Source organism: Mesorhizobium sp. WSM3626 (genome assembly GCF_000513935.1).
GTDB classification, from domain to species: Bacteria; Pseudomonadota; Alphaproteobacteria; order Rhizobiales; family Rhizobiaceae; genus Mesorhizobium; species Mesorhizobium salmacidum.
The window spans coordinates 107,168-124,786 of the sequence record NZ_AZUY01000005.1 but is presented as its reverse complement, the minus strand read 5'-3'; the positions used below and the strand labels follow the sequence as shown (position 1 = coordinate 124,786).

Annotated in this window: 13 protein-coding genes and 2 pseudogenes; 6 read left to right on the top strand and 9 right to left on the bottom strand. The window is 64.9% G+C overall.

Annotation, left to right across the window (positions count from 1 at the left end; translation table 11 throughout):
- Positions 1-20: 20 nt before the first annotated feature.
- The 5 genes and pseudogenes from M653_RS1000000134310 to M653_RS0105955 form a co-directional block, all read right to left on the bottom strand.
- Positions 21-1,132: pseudogene (locus M653_RS1000000134310) on the bottom strand (NAD(P)/FAD-dependent oxidoreductase).
- Positions 1,133-1,142: 10 nt separating this feature from the next.
- Positions 1,143-2,315, bottom strand: coding sequence for an N-acetylglucosamine-6-phosphate deacetylase (nagA, locus tag M653_RS0105970; RefSeq protein WP_027142501.1), 1,173 nt, complete (start codon positions 2,313-2,315; stop codon positions 1,143-1,145).
- Positions 2,312-3,346 (bottom strand): SIS domain-containing protein, encoded by a 1,035-nt coding sequence (locus tag M653_RS0105965; protein ID WP_027142500.1) that lies wholly within the window; start codon positions 3,344-3,346, stop codon positions 2,312-2,314. Before M653_RS0105965 ends, nagA begins: the two co-directional genes overlap by 4 nt.
- The gene (locus M653_RS0105960) at positions 3,343-4,125 is read right to left on the bottom strand and encodes a GntR family transcriptional regulator (RefSeq protein ID WP_027142499.1); all 783 of its coding nucleotides are present in this window, start codon (positions 4,123-4,125) and stop codon (positions 3,343-3,345) included. Before M653_RS0105960 ends, M653_RS0105965 begins: the two co-directional genes overlap by 4 nt.
- Positions 4,122-5,000 (bottom strand): N-acetylglucosamine kinase, encoded by an 879-nt coding sequence (locus M653_RS0105955; RefSeq protein ID WP_027142498.1) that lies wholly within the window; start codon positions 4,998-5,000, stop codon positions 4,122-4,124. Before M653_RS0105955 ends, M653_RS0105960 begins: the two co-directional genes overlap by 4 nt.
- A gap of 199 nt (positions 5,001-5,199) precedes the next feature.
- On the opposite strand from M653_RS0105955, the gene M653_RS1000000134305 reads away from it, so the two are divergent.
- From M653_RS1000000134305 to M653_RS0105925, 6 genes and pseudogenes are all read left to right on the top strand, one after another.
- Positions 5,200-5,769: an SIS domain-containing protein gene (locus M653_RS1000000134305; RefSeq protein WP_051442608.1), complete on the top strand. Its 570-nt coding sequence runs from the start codon at positions 5,200-5,202 to the stop codon at positions 5,767-5,769.
- A 47-nt stretch (positions 5,770-5,816) separates the two neighbouring features.
- Positions 5,817-7,075 (top strand): annotated as a pseudogene (locus M653_RS1000000134300) (ABC transporter substrate-binding protein).
- A 231-nt stretch (positions 7,076-7,306) separates the two neighbouring features.
- Complete coding sequence (locus tag M653_RS0105940) at positions 7,307-8,236, top strand: sugar ABC transporter permease (protein ID WP_027142497.1); 930 nt, start codon at positions 7,307-7,309, stop codon at positions 8,234-8,236.
- A 220-nt stretch (positions 8,237-8,456) separates the two neighbouring features.
- A complete protein-coding gene (locus tag M653_RS0105935) occupies positions 8,457-9,296 on the top strand; it encodes a carbohydrate ABC transporter permease (protein WP_027142496.1) in 840 nt (279 codons plus the stop codon).
- Entirely contained in the window at positions 9,293-10,372 is a 1,080-nt protein-coding gene (locus M653_RS0105930; protein WP_027142495.1) for a Gfo/Idh/MocA family oxidoreductase, read from the top strand. The genes M653_RS0105935 and M653_RS0105930 overlap by 4 nt, the downstream gene beginning before the upstream one ends.
- 220 nt (positions 10,373-10,592) lie before the next feature.
- Complete coding sequence (locus tag M653_RS0105925; RefSeq protein WP_027142494.1) at positions 10,593-11,591, top strand: ABC transporter ATP-binding protein; 999 nt, start codon at positions 10,593-10,595, stop codon at positions 11,589-11,591.
- A 172-nt stretch (positions 11,592-11,763) separates the two neighbouring features.
- Here M653_RS0105925 and M653_RS0105920 read toward each other — a convergent pair whose 3' ends face one another.
- The 4 genes from M653_RS0105920 to deoC form a co-directional block, all read right to left on the bottom strand.
- Positions 11,764-12,609: a fumarylacetoacetate hydrolase family protein gene (locus M653_RS0105920; protein ID WP_027142493.1), complete on the bottom strand. Its 846-nt coding sequence runs from the start codon at positions 12,607-12,609 to the stop codon at positions 11,764-11,766.
- A gap of 201 nt (positions 12,610-12,810) precedes the next feature.
- Positions 12,811-13,542, bottom strand: a complete 732-nt coding sequence (locus M653_RS0105915; protein WP_027142492.1) for an SDR family oxidoreductase — start codon at positions 13,540-13,542, stop codon at positions 12,811-12,813.
- Between the two features lie 228 nt (positions 13,543-13,770).
- Positions 13,771-16,143 (bottom strand): aldehyde dehydrogenase family protein, encoded by a 2,373-nt coding sequence (locus M653_RS0105910; protein WP_027142491.1) that lies wholly within the window; start codon positions 16,141-16,143, stop codon positions 13,771-13,773.
- Positions 16,144-16,380: 237 nt separating this feature from the next.
- Entirely contained in the window at positions 16,381-17,427 is a 1,047-nt protein-coding gene (gene deoC, locus M653_RS0105905) for a deoxyribose-phosphate aldolase (RefSeq protein ID WP_027142490.1), read from the bottom strand.
- Between the last annotated feature and the right edge of the window lie 192 nt (positions 17,428-17,619).

The window sequence follows — 17,619 nt, the reverse complement described above, 5'->3', positions numbered from 1 at the left end:
GCCCGGCGCGACGTGCCGGTTCAGGTCGGGTACAAGAGTTCGACGACATGGTCGGCGATCGCCAGGCTCGCGGTCAGGCCGGGGCTCTCGATGCCGAACAGATTGACGATCCGGCCCGCGCCATGATCGGCTGGACCCTGGATCATGAAATCGGCTGAAGCTTGACCCGGGCCTGACAGCTTCGGCCTGATGCCGGCATAGGCCGGCTGGAGCGCGTCACCCGCAAGATCAGGCCAATAGCGGCGGATCGCCTCGTGGAAGACAGCGCTTCGGCCGGGGTCGACCGTGTAATCCACGCCGTCGATCCATTCGACGTCGGGGCCAAAGCGCGCATTGCCGGCGAGGTCGAGCGTCAGGTGGATGCCGAGGCCGCCTTCGACCGGAACCGGATAGATCAGGCGCGAAAACGGTGACCGCCCCGGAAGCGCGAAATAATTGCCGCGCGCCAGCCACTGCCGGGGGACGAGCCCCCTTGGGAACCGTCGATCCGGCTGGCCACCGCCTGCGCGTCAAGGCCTGTGGCGTTGACGAAAGCGCCGGCCTCCAAGGCGAAGGTCTCGCCATTGGCATCGCACGTGTCGATCCGGATCGCGTCGGCTTCGATCGCCGCTCCGGCAACGCAAGTGAGGAAGGCGAAGGACGCGCCGGCGGCTTCAGCATCGCCGCGCAGCGACAGCATCAGCGCATGGCTGTCTATGATGCCGGTCGATGGCGACAGCAACGCGGAGGCACAGGTCAGCGCCGGTTCCAGGCGCTCGGCCTCGCCGCGCGTCAAAAGCTGGAGATCGTCGACCCCGCAGCGTTTCGCATTGGCCTCGATCGCCCGCAACCCGCCCGCCTGGCCTGGCTCGCTGGCGACGATCAGCTTGCCGGTGCGGCGATGGCCGATATCGTGTTCGGCGCAGTAGGCGTAGAGAAGCCGGCGGCCTTCGACGCAGAGCCGGGCCTTCAGGCTGCCAGGCGCATAATGGAGCCCGGCATGGATGACTTCCGAATTGCGTGAACTGGTGACGGTGCCGATCGCGTCGGCCTTTTCGATCACCACCACCTCGCGGCCCGACAAGGCAAGCGCCCTGGCGACTGCAAGGCCGACGACGCCTGCTCCGGCGACGACACAATCGATTGTCCGCATGGCCTCGCTCTCAGCGGGGAGCGACAGCCTCGAACACCTTGTCGCCGCCGATCCAGACGCTTCCTATGCCAAGATCGTCCGACAGCGCAACGATGTCCGCCGCCGTGCCATTGGCGAAGCGGCCAAGCCGGTGCGACTGGCCGATCGCCTGCGCCGGATAGAGCGAAGCCATGCGCAGGGCTTCGGACAGCCCGAGCCCGACGGTGCGGTGCATGAACCGGATGGCCGAGATCATGTCGAGGTCGGCGCCAGCCAGCGTGCCGTCGGCAAGCCTGAGGCTCCCGTCCTTGCGGTAGATGGTGCGGCCGTTGAGCGTGAACGAGCTCATGTCGGTGCCGATGGTCGCCATTGCGTCGGTGACCAGCACGATCCTGCCCGGCCCCTGCTTGGCATCGAGCGCGATCCTGATCGTGGCCGGATGGACATGGATGCCGTCGGCGATCAGGCCGGCCGACAAGGTACCGATGTCGATGGCCGCGCCCGCCAGTCCGGGCTCGCGATTGCCTATCTGGCTCATCGCGTTGAACAAATGCGTGACCACGCTGGCGCCGGCCTCTGCGAAGGCTTTTGCCGTGGCATGGCCCGTGTCCGAATGGCCGAGGCTGACGATGATCCCGGCCTTGGCCAAGGCCGTGACGCGGGCCGCGTCGACGGATTCCGGCGCGATCGTGGTGAGCAGCACCGGCAGCTTCTGGCGCGCCGCGATCAGCATGGCCTGGTCGGCGTCCGTCATCGGCCGGATCAGCGCCGGATCGTGCGCGCCCTTGCGGGCGATCGACAGATGCGGACCTTCCAGATGCAGGCCGAGAAAACCCGGCACCTTCTGCAGCGCCGCCGCTTCGCCGGCGGCGATTGCGGCGGCGGTGATTGCGGGCGTGTCGGTGATCAGCGTCGGCAGCAGCGCCGTCGTGCCGAACGGCGCATGCGCGCGGCAGATGGTTTCGATCGAGGCGACGTCGGGATGGTCGTTGAGCATCACCCCGCCGCCGCCATTGACCTGGATATCGACAAAGCCCGGCACCAGCATGCCGCCACCGGTGTCGATGGCACGGATATCCTCGGGAAGCGCGTCTTGCGGCAGCATGGCTTCGACGAGGCCGTCGCGCACGACAAGGGCTGCGCCTTCATGCCAGTCGTCGCCGTCGAAAATGCGGGCGCCGGTCAGGGCAAAACGGTCGCTCATAGGGTCTCCGTCACCTTGCGAAGGTTGCGTGGTGCGTCCGGGTCGAGGCCGCGATGCCGGGCAAAGGCCTCGACGAACATGTAGAAGGAGACGATCAGCGTCAGCGGATCGGTCAGTGGGTGGCCGGTGGCGACATGCGGCAGGCGCGTGGCGCGATTGGCGAGTGCCGAGGTGACGAACACCGGCGCGCCCTTGGCCGCCAGGCTGTCGGCGGCTTCGGCGACGGATGGCTCGGACGCGTCGCGCGCAGCCAGCGCCAGCACCGGAAAGTCGGGGCCGATCAGCGCCAGCGGGCCGTGCATGACTTCGGCCGCGCTATAGGCCTCGGCATGCATGCCGCAGGTCTCCTTGAACTTCAGCGCCGCTTCGTTGGCCATTGCCGCCGACGGCCCTCGGCCGAGAATGAACAGCGACTTCTGCTTCTGGATCGTTTCGGCCAGCACGCTCATCCAGTCGCAGGCGATCGCCTTGCCGAAATGCTCGGGCAAGCGGGCCAGTGCCGCGAGAAGCGCTTCGTCGCCGGTGGAATGCGCCATCAGGGCGAGCCCGGCAACGGCGGAGTTGATGAAGGTCTTGGTTGCCGCGACGCTGCGCTCGGGGCCGGCGAGGATGTCGATGGCGAAATCCGAGGCCCGTGCGAGCGGCGAATCGGCGGTGTTGGTGACGGCGATGGTCAGCGCGCCGCCGGCCCGGGCGGTTTCGGCCATGGCGACGATATCGGGGCTCTTGCCCGATTGCGAGATCGCCAGGCAGGCCGAGCCGCCGAGCCGCAGCTTGCGGCCATAGATCGACGCGATGGAGGGCCCGACCGAAGCGACGGCAAGGCCCGCAGTCAGCTCGACGGCATATTTCATGAAGGTGGCGGCATGGTCGGACGAGCCGCGCGCCACGGTGACGACGAAATGCGGGTCGCGTTCCCTGATGCCGCGCCCGGCTTCGGCCAAAACCGGTCCGGAGCCGTCGAGCAGGCGGGCGACGGCCTGCGGGATCTCCTCGATCTCGCGCTGCATATGAGTGGTGTTGGCAATCATGGTCGGCCCTCTTCGCTTGGCCCTGTCAGCCGCAGTTCGGCGACGAAATCATAGGCGTCGCCCCGGTAGATGGAGCGGGTGAACTCGATCACCTTGCCGCTCGCCAGATAAGAAATACGCTCGATGTGCAGGCCGGCAATGCCTGGCGGCACTTCGAGCAGGCGCGCATCGCCATCGCCGAGATTGGCGGCGGAGATGCGCTGCACGGCGCGCACCGGCCGGTTGCCGGTCAGTTCCAGTGCCGCGTAGAGCGAGGAGCCAATGCCGGCCGGGTCGGGCAGCACGCTGGCCGACAGCGAGGCGCGTTCGATCGCCAGCGGCGTATCGTTGGCGATGCGCAGGCGCGCCACCCGCGCCACCAGTTCGTTCGACGACAGGCCGAGCACCATCATCTCGTCGGGCGACGGCGCGTAGAGGCCGCGGTCGAGCCAGGCCGAACGCACGGCCATGCCGCGCCGCGCCATGTCCTCGGTGAAGGAGGTTAGCCGCGACAGCGACTGCTCGACGCGTTCCATGCGCGGCGCCACGAAGGTGCCGGAGCCGTGCCGCTGCACCAATATGCCGCCCTTGACCAGGTCCTGCACCGCCTTGCGCACGGTGACGCGCGAAATGTCGGCCTTGGTGGCGATGTCGCGCTCGGAAGGCAGCGCGTCGCCCGGGCCGATCAGGCCGCGATTGACGGCGTCCTCAATGCTTTTGCGCAGCTGCAAATAAAGCGGCGCACCGCTTTGCGAGGATTGTTTGAGCGCGGCGAAGATCTGGTCGGCGGCATCGCTCATCGTGTGGCCTCCGGCCTGGCGAACAGACGCGCCGCCATCTGCACCGCGCCGCCAAGCGCGTCGTCGAGCGGTTCCTTCAGCAGGGCACGGTAGCGCGCCGACAGGCGCGGCGCATAGAGCGGCGCCAGCCCGCCGAGCAGGCAGAGCGGCGCTCCGGCCGCGAGGTCGAGCGCGCCGAGCGAGGCCTCGACATCGGCGACCGCCTTGCCGAGGATCCAGTTGGCGACGATGTCGCCTTTTTGCGCGTGTTCGAACACTTTCGGCGCGAAGCCGCCGAAATCGCCGGGCTTGGCGTTGGTGGTGAATTCGACCACGTCCTCGGGATTGTTGCGGAAAACGGCCATCATGCTGTCGGTCAGCGGCGAGGCCTGGCGCACGCCGTCATGCGCGAGCAATGTCTGTTCCAGGAGGTCGCGGCCGATGCGGGCGCCGCTGCCCTGGTCGCCGACCTGGAACCCCCAGCCGCCGATGGCGCGCGATTTGCCGTTCTTGCGCGCCATATAGGCTGTGCCGGTGCCAAGGATCGCCATCGCGCCGTCACCGGAACCGACCGCGCCTTCGAGCGCGATTTCCGCATCGGTCTCGACGCGGCTGGTGCTGAACGGCAGGATCGCCTCGAGCTGCTGCCGGTAAGTGCCGACATTGGCGCCGGCAAGGCCGAGAATGGCCGGTGTTTGCGGGATTAGCTCGGGATCTTGCCCGGCGGCGATGAAAGCCTGCCGCGCCGCATCGACGATGTTCGAGCGGGCGCCGGTGAGGTCGGTGCGGATGTTGGCGGCGCCGCTTTTGGCGCGGCCGACGACAACGCCGTCCACCGTAGCCAGCGCGGCCCTGCAGCTGGTGCCGCCGCCATCGATTCCGAGCACGAATTTCACGCGATTTCTCCTCCAGCAGGATAATACCAATAAAATACCAATAGCCAAGGGTTAATTTCCGTTTCAAAAGGATTAAGCCGCATTTGATTGAAAAATATGGGCGATTCGTCGGCTCAGCGATTTCCTGTCCATGAATTCGTTAATCCGTGTGGACAAGTGGTATTTTTTTGGTATTGTTTTGTGGATTGGAGGAACTGGGATGGCCGAAACGCGCACCGAAGCGCTGCATGGGAATGCCGAGGGGCTGGATATCCAGGCTCCCGAAGCGATCCTCGGCTCGCTGGCCGATGCACAGGTCGAGGCTGCGAAAACGGTCCGCAACGCCATTCCCTCCATCGCCAGGGCAGCCGAGATCATTGCCGGCTGCCTGAGCAGCGGCGGCAAGCTTGCCTATGCCGCGGCCGGCAGCTCCGGCCTGATGGCGCTGGCCGACGCGCTGGAACTGCCCGGCACGTTCGGCATCCAGCGCGACCGCATCGCCATCCTGATCGCCGGCGGCGACGAGGCCTTCAGGACACTGGCCGGTGGGCCCGAGGATGACACCGAGGAGGCCTCGACCGCAGTCGCCAATGCCGGCGTCGGCGCGGGCGATTGCCTGATCGCTCTTTCCGCCAGCGGCACGACGCCCTATGCGGTGCGCGCCATCGAGGACGCGCGGCGCCGGGGTGCCGCCCGCGCCGACGCGGCGCAGAAGATACTGGAACGGACAGGCCATAAGCTGCGGCCAGCCCTTTCCGCGATCGAGGGGAACAAGGGCTCCAAAGCCTAGGTTCTCATCAAAACCGAACCTGAAAAAGGTCAACAGGGAGACTGAGCATGACAACGAAACTACTGACGGCACTGCTTCTGGGCACCAGCATTCTCGGCTCCGCCGGGTTGGCTCACGCCGAGGACGTAACGCTCAACATCGAAAGCTGGCGCGGCGACGACCTTGCCATCTGGAAGGACAAGCTGATCCCGGCCTTCGAAGCCAAGAACCCCGGCATCAAGGTGGTGTTCGCCCCGTCGGCTCCGACCGAATATGACGCCGCTCTCGGCGCCAAGCTCGCCGCCGGTTCGGCGGGCGACCTGATCACCTGCCGCCCCTTCGACAAGTCGCTCGAACTGTTCAAGAAGGGCAACCTTGCCGATCTCTCCGCACTGCCCGGCATGGAAAACTTCTCGCCCGTCGCCAAGTCCGCCTGGCAGACCGATGACGGCAAGGCGAGCTTCTGCGTGCCGATGGCGCCGTCATCCACGGCTTCATCTACAACAAGGACGCCTTCGACAAGCTCGGCATCAAGGTGCCGCAGACCCGCGACGAGTTCTTCGCCGCGCTCGACAAGATCAAGGCCGACGGCACCTACATCCCGATGGCGATGGGCACCAAGGACCTCTGGGAAGCCGCGACCATGGGCTACCAGAACATCGGCCCCAACTACTGGAAGGGCGAGGACGGCCGCGCGGCGCTGATCAAGGGCGATCAGAAGCTGACCGACAAGGATTGGGTCGCTCCCTACGAGGAACTGGCCAAGTGGAAGCCATATCTCGGCGACGGCTTCGAAGCCCAGACCTATCCGGACAGCCAGAACCTGTTCACGCTCGGCCGCGCCGCCATCTACCCGGCCGGCTCGTGGGAAATCGGCCTGTTCAACACGCAGGCCCAGTTCAAGATGGGCGCCTTCCCGCCGCCGGTCGAGAAGGCAGGCGACACCTGCTACATCTCCGACCATACCGATATCGGCATGGGCCTGAACGCAGCCTCCAAGCATGCGGACGCGGCCAAGACCTTCCTGTCCTGGGTGGCCTCGCCGGATTTCGCCACCATCTACGCCAACGCGCTGCCGGGCTTCTTCAGCCTGAACTCCGCACCGGTGAAGATGCAGGACCCGCTGGCACAGGAATTCGTCTCCTGGCGCGGCAAGTGCAAGTCGACGATCCGCTCGACCTACCAGATCCTGTCGCGCGGCACGCCGAACCTCGAAAACGAGACCTGGGTTGAATCGGCCAACGTCATCAACGGCACCGATACGCCCGAAGCCGCGGCCAAGAAGCTGCAGACCGGCCTCGACAGCTGGTATAAGCCGGCCAAGTAAGGGCTCAGCAACGGAGCCGGCTGGGCGCATGCCCGGCCGGTTCCGGATTATCCTGTTCCATATTGCGATTGTCGGCTCTGCCTCACGGCTTTACCCTGCTCTTGTTGGGGGAAGGCTAGCTGATCAGTCGCAGGCCTTTGTCTTGCCGCGCCGGGCAAGGTTTGGGCCATGCATCGAGGCATCATCTAGCATCACATCGTCTGGAACCGAGAGACGGCGGGGACCGAACTCATGGCCGCACAAACACGACCGAAAAGACCGTTCCGCTGGCATATCGCCGTCTTCCTGGCGCCGGCGGTGCTGGTCTATACGGCAATCATGATCCTGCCGCTGGCCGGCACGCTGCAGCTCTCGCTGTTTCGCAACGTCGACCAGTCCCAGGTCTTCGTCGGCCTGGACAATTTCCGCACCCTGTTCGGCGACCCCAACTGGTCGGTCAATTTCTGGAACGCGCTGAGGAACAATGTCTGGTTCTTCATCATCCACATGCTGGTGCAGAACCCTGTCGGCGTGCTTTTGGCCGCCATCCTGTCCAGTCCGAAGCTGCGGTTCTCGGCCTTCTACCGCACGGCGATCTTCGTGCCGACCATCCTGTCCTTCGTCATCGTCGGCTTCGCCTGGAAACTGATCCTGTCGCCGCTGTGGGGGGTGGCGCCGCATCTGCTCGACTTCGTCGGCCTGAAAAGCCTGTTCACGCCATGGCTCGGCAAGGAGCAATACGCGCTGACCGCGCTCAGCCTGATCTCGGTGTGGCAGTTCATCGGCATCCCGATGATGCTGATCTATGCAGCGCTGCTGTCGATCCCCGAAGAGGTGATCGAGGCGGCCGAATGCGATGGAATCACCGGCCTGTCGCAGTTCTGGAAGATCAAGCTGCCGCTGATCCTGCCGTCGATCGGCATCATCTCGATCCTCACCTTCGTCGGCAATTTCAACGCCTTCGACTTGATCTACACCGCACAGGGCGCGCTCGCCGGGCCGAACTATTCGACCGATATTCTCGGCACCTTCCTCTACCGCGCCTTCTTCGGTTTCCAGCTGCAGGTCGGCGACCCCAACATGGGCGCGACCATCGCCACGATCATGTTCCTGATCATCCTCGGCGGTGTCTGCGTCTACCTCTTCCTCATCCAGACGCGCCTGCGTCGCTACCAGTTCTGAGGGCGGAGATGTCACGGCTGAACACCCCCCTCTGGCCTGCCGGCCATCTCCCCCTCAGGGGGGGAGATCAGATGTCACTACTGCTTTCGCCAATCGCCAACGTTGCAAAGTGGGCGGCAAGGCCAACGCTGCCGATCTCCCCCCTTGAGGGGGAGATGGCCGGCAGGCCAGAGGGGGGCGCCTTGGAACCAGCCTCTCTGCGCGCTTGGGAGTTTTTCCAATGAGCATCGCCACCCGTTCACTGCCCCGCACCATCGGCGCCCACGCGATTCTGCTGACCTACACGGCGATCGCGCTTTTCCCGGTGGTTCTGGTCATCATGAATTCGTTCAAGTCGCGCGCCGGCATCTTCGGCGCGCCGCTGACGCCGCCGACGCCGAAAACCTTCGACATGATCGGCTACACCACGGTGATCGGCCAGGGTGATTTCATCCACTATTTCCAGAACAGCCTCGTCGTCACCGTCGGCTCGCTGTTCTTCGTGCTGCTGTTCGGCGCCATGGCTGCCTTCGCGCTGTCGGAATACCGCTTTCGCGGCAATACGCTGATGGGGCTTTACCTGGCCCTCGGCATCATGATCCCGATCCGCCTCGCCACCGTCGCCATCCTGCAATTGATGGTGGCGAGCGGGCTGGTCAACACCTTGACCGCGCTGATCCTGGTCTACACCGCGCAAGGCCTGCCGCTGGCCGTCTTCATCCTGTCCGAATTCATGAAGCAGGTCTCCGACGACCTGAAGAATGCCGGCCGCATCGACGGGCTGTCGGAATACACCATCTTCTTCCGGCTGGTGGTGCCGCTGGTGCGGCCGTCGATGGCGACCGTCGCCGTCTTCACCATGATCCCGATCTGGAACGATCTGTGGTTCCCGCTGATCCTGGCGCCGTCGGAAGAGACCAAGACCGTGACGCTCGGCGCCCAGCTTTTCCTCGGCCAGTTCGTCACCAACTGGAACGCCATCCTGGCCGCGCTCTCGCTGGCGATCCTGCCGGTGCTGATCCTCTACGTCATCTTCTCGCGGCAGCTGATCCGCGGCATTACCTCCGGAGCCGTCAAGTGAGTTCAGAATCACCCCTTCGCGTCCCAGATCCCCTCCGAGTAATCGTCGCCGGCCTCGGCAATATGGGCCGCAGCCATGCGCTGGCCTATCACGCCAATCCGGGTTTTCAGATCGCGGCGCTGGTCAATCGCTCCGACGTGCCGCTGCCGGACGGGCTGGCCGGCTACGGCATCAGGCGCTCCTTCGACGACGCCCTGCGCGACGAAAAACCCGACGTCGCCTGCGTCGCCACCTATTCAGACAGCCATGCCGACTATGCGGTGAAGGCGCTCGAGGCTGGCTGCCATGTCTTCGTCGAAAAGCCCCTGGCAACGACGGTGGCGGACGCCAAGCGCGTCGTCGCCGCAGCCAAAGCCAACGGCCGAAAACTGGTGATCGGCTATATCCTGCGCCATCACCCGTCCTGGATCCGATTGATCGCCGAGGCGCGCAAGCTCGGCGGTCCCTACGTGTTCCGCATGAACCTCAACCAGCAATCCTCAGGCCATACGTGGGAGACGCACAAGCAGTTGATGCAGACGACCTCGCCGATCGTCGATTGCGGCGTGCACTATCTCGACGTCATGCTGCAGATCACCGACGCCAAGCCGATCGAGGTGCGCGGCATGGGGGTGCGGCTGACCGAGGAGGTGGCGCCCTCCATGTACAATTACGGCCATCTGCAGGTGCTGTTCGATGACGGCTCGGTCGGCTGGTACGAGGCCGGCTGGGGTCCGATGATTTCCGAGACGGCCTTCTTCGTGAAGGATGTCATGTCGCCCAAGGGCTGCGTGTCGATCGTCATGAAGGAGGGCGTGAGGTCCGACGATATCGACACCCACACCAAGACTTCGACCATCCGTCTGCACAGCGCTGAAACCGGGCCGGACGGCAAATTCGCCAGGCCGGACGAGATGCTGTCGATGGAAGGCGAACCCGGTCATCAGGATCTCTGCGATCTCGAACAGGCTTTTGTCCTCAAGGCAATCCGCGAGGACATCGATCTCACCAGACACATGGACGACGCGGTGCGGTCGCTCGCCGTCTGCCTTGCCGCCGACGAGAGCGTGCGCAGCGGCAAGGCGGTGCGACTGTGACCAGGCTGCCGTCGTCAGCGCTCTACGGCGCCCCCCTCTGTCCTACCGGACATCTCCCCCTCAACGGGGGAGATCGACTGTCTCGGTTGCCTTCGCCAATCACCAACATTGCAAGAAGAAAGCCTGGGTCGACGCTGCCAATCTCCCTCCTTGAGGGGGAGATGGCCGGCAGGCCAGAGGGGGGTGCTTTCGCGCCCACGCATCAATTTGGAGGACTGCCGTGGGCTCGCTGAAGATCGAGAACGTGAAGAAGGCCTTTGGGCCGGTCGAGGTGCTGAAGGGCATCGACCTAGAAGTGACGGATGGCGAGTTCGTCGTCTTCGTCGGGCCTTCGGGCTGCGGCAAGTCGACCTTGCTCCGCGTCATCGCCGGGCTGGAGGATTCGACCTCTGGCCGGGTGCTGATCGATGGCGACGACGTCTCCGCCACGCCGCCGGCAAAACGCGGCATCGCCATGGTGTTCCAGACCTATGCGCTTTATCCGCATCTGACGGTGAAGAACAATATGGGCCTCGGCCTCAAGCAGGCGAACACGCCGGCGGCGGAGATCGATCGCCGCATCGGCGTCGCCTCGTCCATGCTGTCGCTGGAGCCCTATCTGGAAAGGCGGCCGGCGGAGCTCTCCGGCGGCCAGCGCCAGCGCGTCGCCATCGGCCGCGCCGTGGTGCGCGAGCCAAAACTGTTCCTGTTCGACGAGCCGCTGTCGAACCTCGACGCGGCACTGCGCGTCAACACGCGGCTGGAAATCGCGCAGCTGCATCGCCGGCTCAAGGCGACGATGATCTACGTCACCCACGACCAGGTCGAGGCGATGACGCTGGCCGACAAAATCGTCGTGCTCAACGCCGGAAAAATCGAGCAGATCGGCGGCCCGATGGAGCTCTACAATTCGCCGGCAAACGAGTTTGTCGCCGGCTTCATCGGTTCGCCCAAGATGAATTTCGTCGACGGCGCCCGGCTCGGCGAGACGGCCAAGACCATCGGCGTGCGGCCCGAGCACCTGACCGTCGATCCGAAATCCGGCGCCTGGAAGGGCACTGTCGTCCATGCCGAGCATCTCGGCGCCGACACCAATCTTTATCTGGATTGCGAGAAGGCCGGCCTGATCACCGTACGGATTTTCGGCGTCTACGACGCGGAACCCGGCGCCACGCTCTATGCGACGCCCGATCCGGCGAAGACGTATCGGTTTGGGCTGGATGGGAAGGTGCTGAAGTAGGACGTGCCAACGCTTCTTGCCTTCTCCCCCTGTGGGAGAAGGTGGCCGCGAAGCGGCCGGATGAGGGGTGCTCCAGCTTGGCACCGACGGCATTCCGTCACCCACCCCTCAACCGTCTCGGCGCTGCGCGCCGATCCACCTTCTCCCACAGGGGGAGAAGGGAAGGGCGCGCTTAAACGTCGGCCTTGAACGTCTGCTTCTGCTGGCCGAGCCCCTCGATACCCAGCTCCACCACATCGCCGGCCTTCAAGAACACTGGCGGCTTCATGCCGAGGCCGACGCCGGGCGGGGTGCCTGTCGAAATAATGTCGCCGGGGTGCAGCGACATGAACTGGCTGAGGTAGGAGACGAGATAGGCAACGCCATAGACCATGGTCCTGGTCGAGCCGTTCTGCATCGTCTTGCCGTTGACCGTCAGCCACATTTTGAGGTTGTGCGGGTCGGCCACTTCGTCCTTGGTCACCAGCCACGGGCCGGTCGGGCCGAACGTGTCGCAGCTCTTGCCCTTCGTCCACTGGCCCTGGCGCTCGGCCTGGAAGGCGCGTTCCGACACGTCGTGCGCGACGCAATAACCGGCGACGTAGTCGAGCGCATCGGCTTCGCTGACATATTTGGCTTTTCTGCCGATGACAACGCCGAGCTCGACTTCCCAGTCGGTCTTTTCGGAACCACGCGGGATCAGCACGTCGTCGTCGGGGCCGACGATGGCCGAGCTTGCCTTCATGAAGATGATCGGCTCAGGCGGCACGGTGGCGCCGGTTTCCGCGGCGTGGTCGGAATAGTTGAGGCCGATGCAGATGAACTTGCCGGTCCCGGCAACGCAGGCGCCAAGGCGCGGCTTGCCGGAAACCACCGGCAGCGACTTCGCGTCGAGCTTCGACAGCATATCCAGCGAGGCCGGATGAAGCGTGGTGCCGGCAATATCGGCGACATGGGCGGAGAGATCGCGGATCGTTCCATCCGCATCGAGCAGGCCGGGACGTTCGCTCCCCATCTCGCCATAGCGCAGCAGTTTCATGCATCTTCTCCTGATTGCGGCCTCGTGGCCGTTCTAAAATATCTCCGCCGAGGCATCTGCCCTTCTGGAATCGGGCGGACCGTAACCACCGGCCTGCTTCACGACAAGCGCGGACAGCGTGTTTTGACGGCCGGCGAGCGGGATTTTCAGACTTCGCGATCCCTCGTCAAACCCGATCTTCCCGTTGTCCCCGGGCGGCGCTCAGATCGACCAGCCGCCGTCGATATTATAGGCCTGACCCGATGTGTAGGTGGCGCCGGCCAGGTAGACGGCGAGATCGGCAATCTCCTCCGGCGTGCCGAGCCGGCCCATCGGCTGGCGGGCGATGAAGGCGGCGCGGGCGGCGTCGTAATCGCCCTGGGCGTGCATGCGGTCCTGCAGCGACGGGCTTTCGACGGTGCCGGGGCAAATGGCATTGCAGCGTATGCCCTTGCCGACATAGTCGGCCGCGACTGACTTGGTCAGGCCGATGACCGCCGCCTTGGTAACGCCATAGGCGAAGCGGTTCGGCACGCCCTTGGTCGAGCTGGCGAGCGAAGCCATGTTGATGATCGATCCGTCGCCGCGCTCCAGCATGCCGGGCAGCACCGCCCGGATGGTGCGGATCATGGCGCGTACATTGAGATTGAAGGCGAAATCGAGATCGGTGTCCTTCATCTCCAGGATCGAGCCCGAATGGACGAAACCGGCGCAGTTGAACAGCACATCGACGGCGCCGATCTCGGCGAAGGCGGCATTGACCGCCTCGTCGTTGAGCACGTCGACCTTGCGGGTCTTGATGCCGGAAGCCTTGGCGAGTTCCGCCAGCAGCGTCTCGTTGATGTCGGTGGCATGGACGGTGGCGCCGGCCTTGGCGAAGGCCAGCGCGCTTGCCTTGCCGATGCCTTGCGCCGCCGCCGTGATGACAACGACCTTGCCTGCCAGATCCGCCATATCTTTTCCTCGCCTGCTTGGGTCAATTGCCTTTATCGGCGGCCGGCGAAGGCGTCATGTGCCAGTCAGGCGCGATCGTCCGGCCTGTGCCAGTTCACTGATAAAGATGTTTTTTCTCGTTAAAGAACATATGTTCGGGCGTCAAGCCCGAACGCGATCACCAACCGCAACAGAGCTCCAGGCATGTCGTTGTCCCAAAACCGCTGCGCACTTTTGGGCGACATGCCTTTAGTCCCCGTAAGGCACCCAGACATTCTTCACCTCGATGGCGCGGCGCAGCAAGGCGTCGCCGGTGGCTTCTTCCGAGGCCCAGTCGAGGCTGCGGCCATTTCCGCTCCAGACGCGCTTGAGGTTGCCGATGGAGTCGGCTTCCGCCTTGGCGCAGGTCTCGGCGTCGGTGAACAGCCAGAGCCCGTCGACATCGTCGTGCTTGGCCAGCACGCCGGCAAGTTCGGCGCTGCGGCCGGTTATGATGTTGATGGCGCCGGCCGGCACGTCGGAATACTCGATGACCTGATAGAGATCGGTGGCGAGCAGCGGATAGCGCTCCGAAGGCACAGCGATCACCGTGTTGCCCATGGCCAGCGCCGGCGCGACCAGCGAGATGAAGCCGAGCAGGGGCTGATTGTCCGGCGCGACGATGCCGACGACGCCGACCGGCTCATGCAGCGCCAGCGTCACGGCTCGGGCCGGCGGCTGATGCACGCGTCCCTCGAACTTGTCGGCGAGGCCGGCATAGAGGAACAGCCGTTCGATCGAGAGTTCCACCTCGTCCCGCGCGGCCTTGGCATTGGACCCGGTCAGTTCAGTGAGGCGGGCGGCAAACTCGCTTGCACGGCCGGAAAGGTTTTCGGCCAGGTAATAAAGCACCTGGGACCTGTTGTAGGCAGTCGCCTCCGGCCAGCTCTTGCAGGCGCGGGCAGCCGAAACCGCATCGCGGATATCCTTGCGGTTGCCGAGCCCGACTTCGCCGGCGAGTTTGCCCTTGGCCGTCGCGACGGCAATCGAGTAATTGCCGTCCGGGCGCACCTGCTTGCCGCCGATGAACAGCTTTGCCGTGCGGTCGATTGCCACGCCATCGGCCTGCTCGACGGGCTGCGCGGAGGATGTCGCCGGCTTGATCACCGGGCCGAGCGGCAGTTTCGCCGCGAGATATTCGAACATGCCCTCGCGCCCGCCTTCGCGGCCGAAGCCGCTTTCGCGATAGCCGCCGAAGCCGCAGGCGGCGTCGAACATGTTGGTGCCGTTGACCCAGACCACGCCGGCCTTCAGCTGCGGCGCCACATGGAGGGCAAGATTGACGTTCTCGCTCCACACCGAGGCGGCCAGGCCATAGCGCGTGTTGTTGGCGAGCTCGATCGCTTCCTCGGTGTTGCGGAAGGTCATGGTGGCGAGCACAGGCCCGAACACTTCTTCCTGCGCCAGGATATTAGCCGGCGAAACGCCAGTGGCGAGCGTCGGCAGATGATAGTAACCCGACGACGGCAGCGTTGCATCCGGCTGCCAGCAGACGGCGCCCTGCCTGGCGCCCTCGGCGATCAGTCCCTTGACGCGGTCGATCTGGGTCAGGTCGACCAGCGGGCCGATATCGGTGTTCTTGTCGAGCGGGCTGCCGACACGCAGTCGGCTCATCCTGACCTTGACCTTGGCGATCAAGGCGTCGGCGATGCCTTCCTGCACCAGCAGGCGCGAACCGGCGCAGCAGACCTGGCCCTGATTGAACCAGATGCCGTCGACCAGCCCTTCCACGGCGCTGTCGAGATCGGCGTCCTCGAAGACGATGAAGGCCGACTTGCCGCCGAGCTCCAACGACAGTTTTTTGCCCGAGCCGGCGGTGGCCTTGCGGATGATCTTGCCGACCTCGGACGAGCCGGTGAAGGCGATCTTCTGGATGCCGGGGTGGTTGACGATCGCAGCACCTGCTTCCGGACCGCCCTGGACGATATTGACGACGCCCTTCGGCACACCGGCGCGTTCGCATATCTCGGCGAACAAGATGGCGGTGAGTGGCGTGAATTCGGCCGGCTTCAGCACCACGGTACAGCCCGCCGCAAGCGCCGGCGCGATCTTCCAGGCCAGCATCAGCAGCGGAAAATTCCACGGGATGATCTGGCCGACGACGCCGACACCCTTGTGGCCGGGAAAATCCCGGTCCAGCGCCTGCGCCCAGCCGGCATGATGAATGAAATGGCGGATGGCCAGCGGCACGTCGATGTCGCGGCTTTCGCGGATCGGCTTGCCGTTGTCGATTGTCTCAAGCACCGCGAACAGCCGCTGGTGGCGCTGCATGGCGCGGCCGATGGCGTAAAGCACCTTCGCGCGCTGGTAGCCGGTGCTGGCGCTCCATTTCGGCAGCGCCTTGGTGGCCGCCGCGACCGCCGCGTCGATGTCGGCGGCATTGGCGTCGGAGACTTTGGCCAGCAGCTTGCCGGAAGATGGTTCGCTGGTGTCGAAGGTCTTGCCGCCGCCCGCCGCTTTCCAGTCGCCGCCGATGAACAGCGCCTTGCCGAAATCGCGCGCCGCGAGCCAGGCGTCCGCCTCATTACGAGCTTCCGGCGCCGGGCCGTATTCCATGGCGTGATAGCGTTCGAGAATGTTCATGGATTTGTTCCTTGCAGGCTGATCCGAAGCCTAGCACCCCTCATCCGACCGAGCTTCGCTCGGCCACCTTCTCCCACAAGGGGAGAAGGGAAGGCGCACGTCTGCGGGCCAGCGAGTTGCTCACGATAGTACTTGATCGACAGGCCGAGGCAGAACTTTTCCTTCTCCCCTTGTGGGAGAAGGTGTCGCCGAAGGCGACGGATGAGGGGTGTTCCAGCCATCACCGCGTCGATCAGTTCAAGCCATCGCGTGGCGATGGTTGGCCGAATAATGCCCGGTCAGATGGTGCTCGAGCTGACGCTCGATGTCGGTCAGCAGGCTCGAGGCGCCGAAGCGGAACAGGTCGGGCTCCAGCCACGGCCGGCCGAGTTCTTCCTTCATCAGCACCAGCCAGTCGAGCGACACTTTCGCGGTGGAAATGCCGCCGGCCGGCTTGAAGCCGATGAGATAGCCGGTTTCCTCGAAATAGGCCCTGATGGCGCGCACCATGGCAAGCCCGACGGGCAGGGTGGCGTTGATGCTCTCCTTGCCGGTCGAGGTCTTGATGAAATCGGCGCCCGCCATCATCGCCACCATCGAGGCAAGCATGACGTTGCGCAGCGTGGCGAGGTCGCCGGTGCCCAAAATGACCTTCAGATGCGCGTCACCGCAGGCGGCGCGCATCGAAACGATTTCGTTGTAAAGCTCGCGCCACTTGGCGCCGAACACCAGGCCACGCGGAATGACGACATCGATCTCGTCGGCTCCGTCCTTCACCGAGGCCTCGATCTCCTGCAGCCGGGTCGACAGCGGCGCCAGACCATGTGGGAACGCAGTGGAGACGGCGGCGACGTTGATGCCGGTGCCGCGCACGGCGTCGACCGCCGTGGCGACGAAGGGATGGTAGACGCAGACGGCGGCCGGCCGGATGGTTTCGCCCGCAATGCCGAGGCCTTCCATGATGTCGCGGCGCAGCGGGTTGATCGCCTTGGCGCAGAGCCGGCGCACGCGCTCCTCGGTGTCGTTGGAGTTGAGCGTCGTCAGGTCCATGCAGGCGATTGCCCGCAGCAGCCAGGCGGCCTGGTTGTCGGCCTTGATCGAGCGCCGCTTGGTCAGGCTGGCGACGCGGCGCTCCAGCGCCGAGCGGTTGACGCTACGCACCGATTCCAGAAAACCAAGGTCGAGTTTCAGGCCCGGATTGCGCGCGATGTGATGGTCCAGCGGCACCGGCGTATTGGCGGCTGCGCGTGCCGGCAGCGGCGTCACCTTGGTGCCAAGATCGGCTTCGCGGATTGTGCTGCTCATCTCCTGCCCTTTCGTTCAGCGGCGTGCGCTCTTGGTGCGCATCGTTCTCCCAAAGTCTCGACACTTTGGGCGACACGCACGACGATAACCCGCGAAGCCGCGCTTCACGAGTCCTCAGGCGAGGGATAGCTGAAAAAGGCCGCGAAAGCAGCTGATTTTTGACCGGAAGGTCAAAATCAGGTTTCCGGGAGA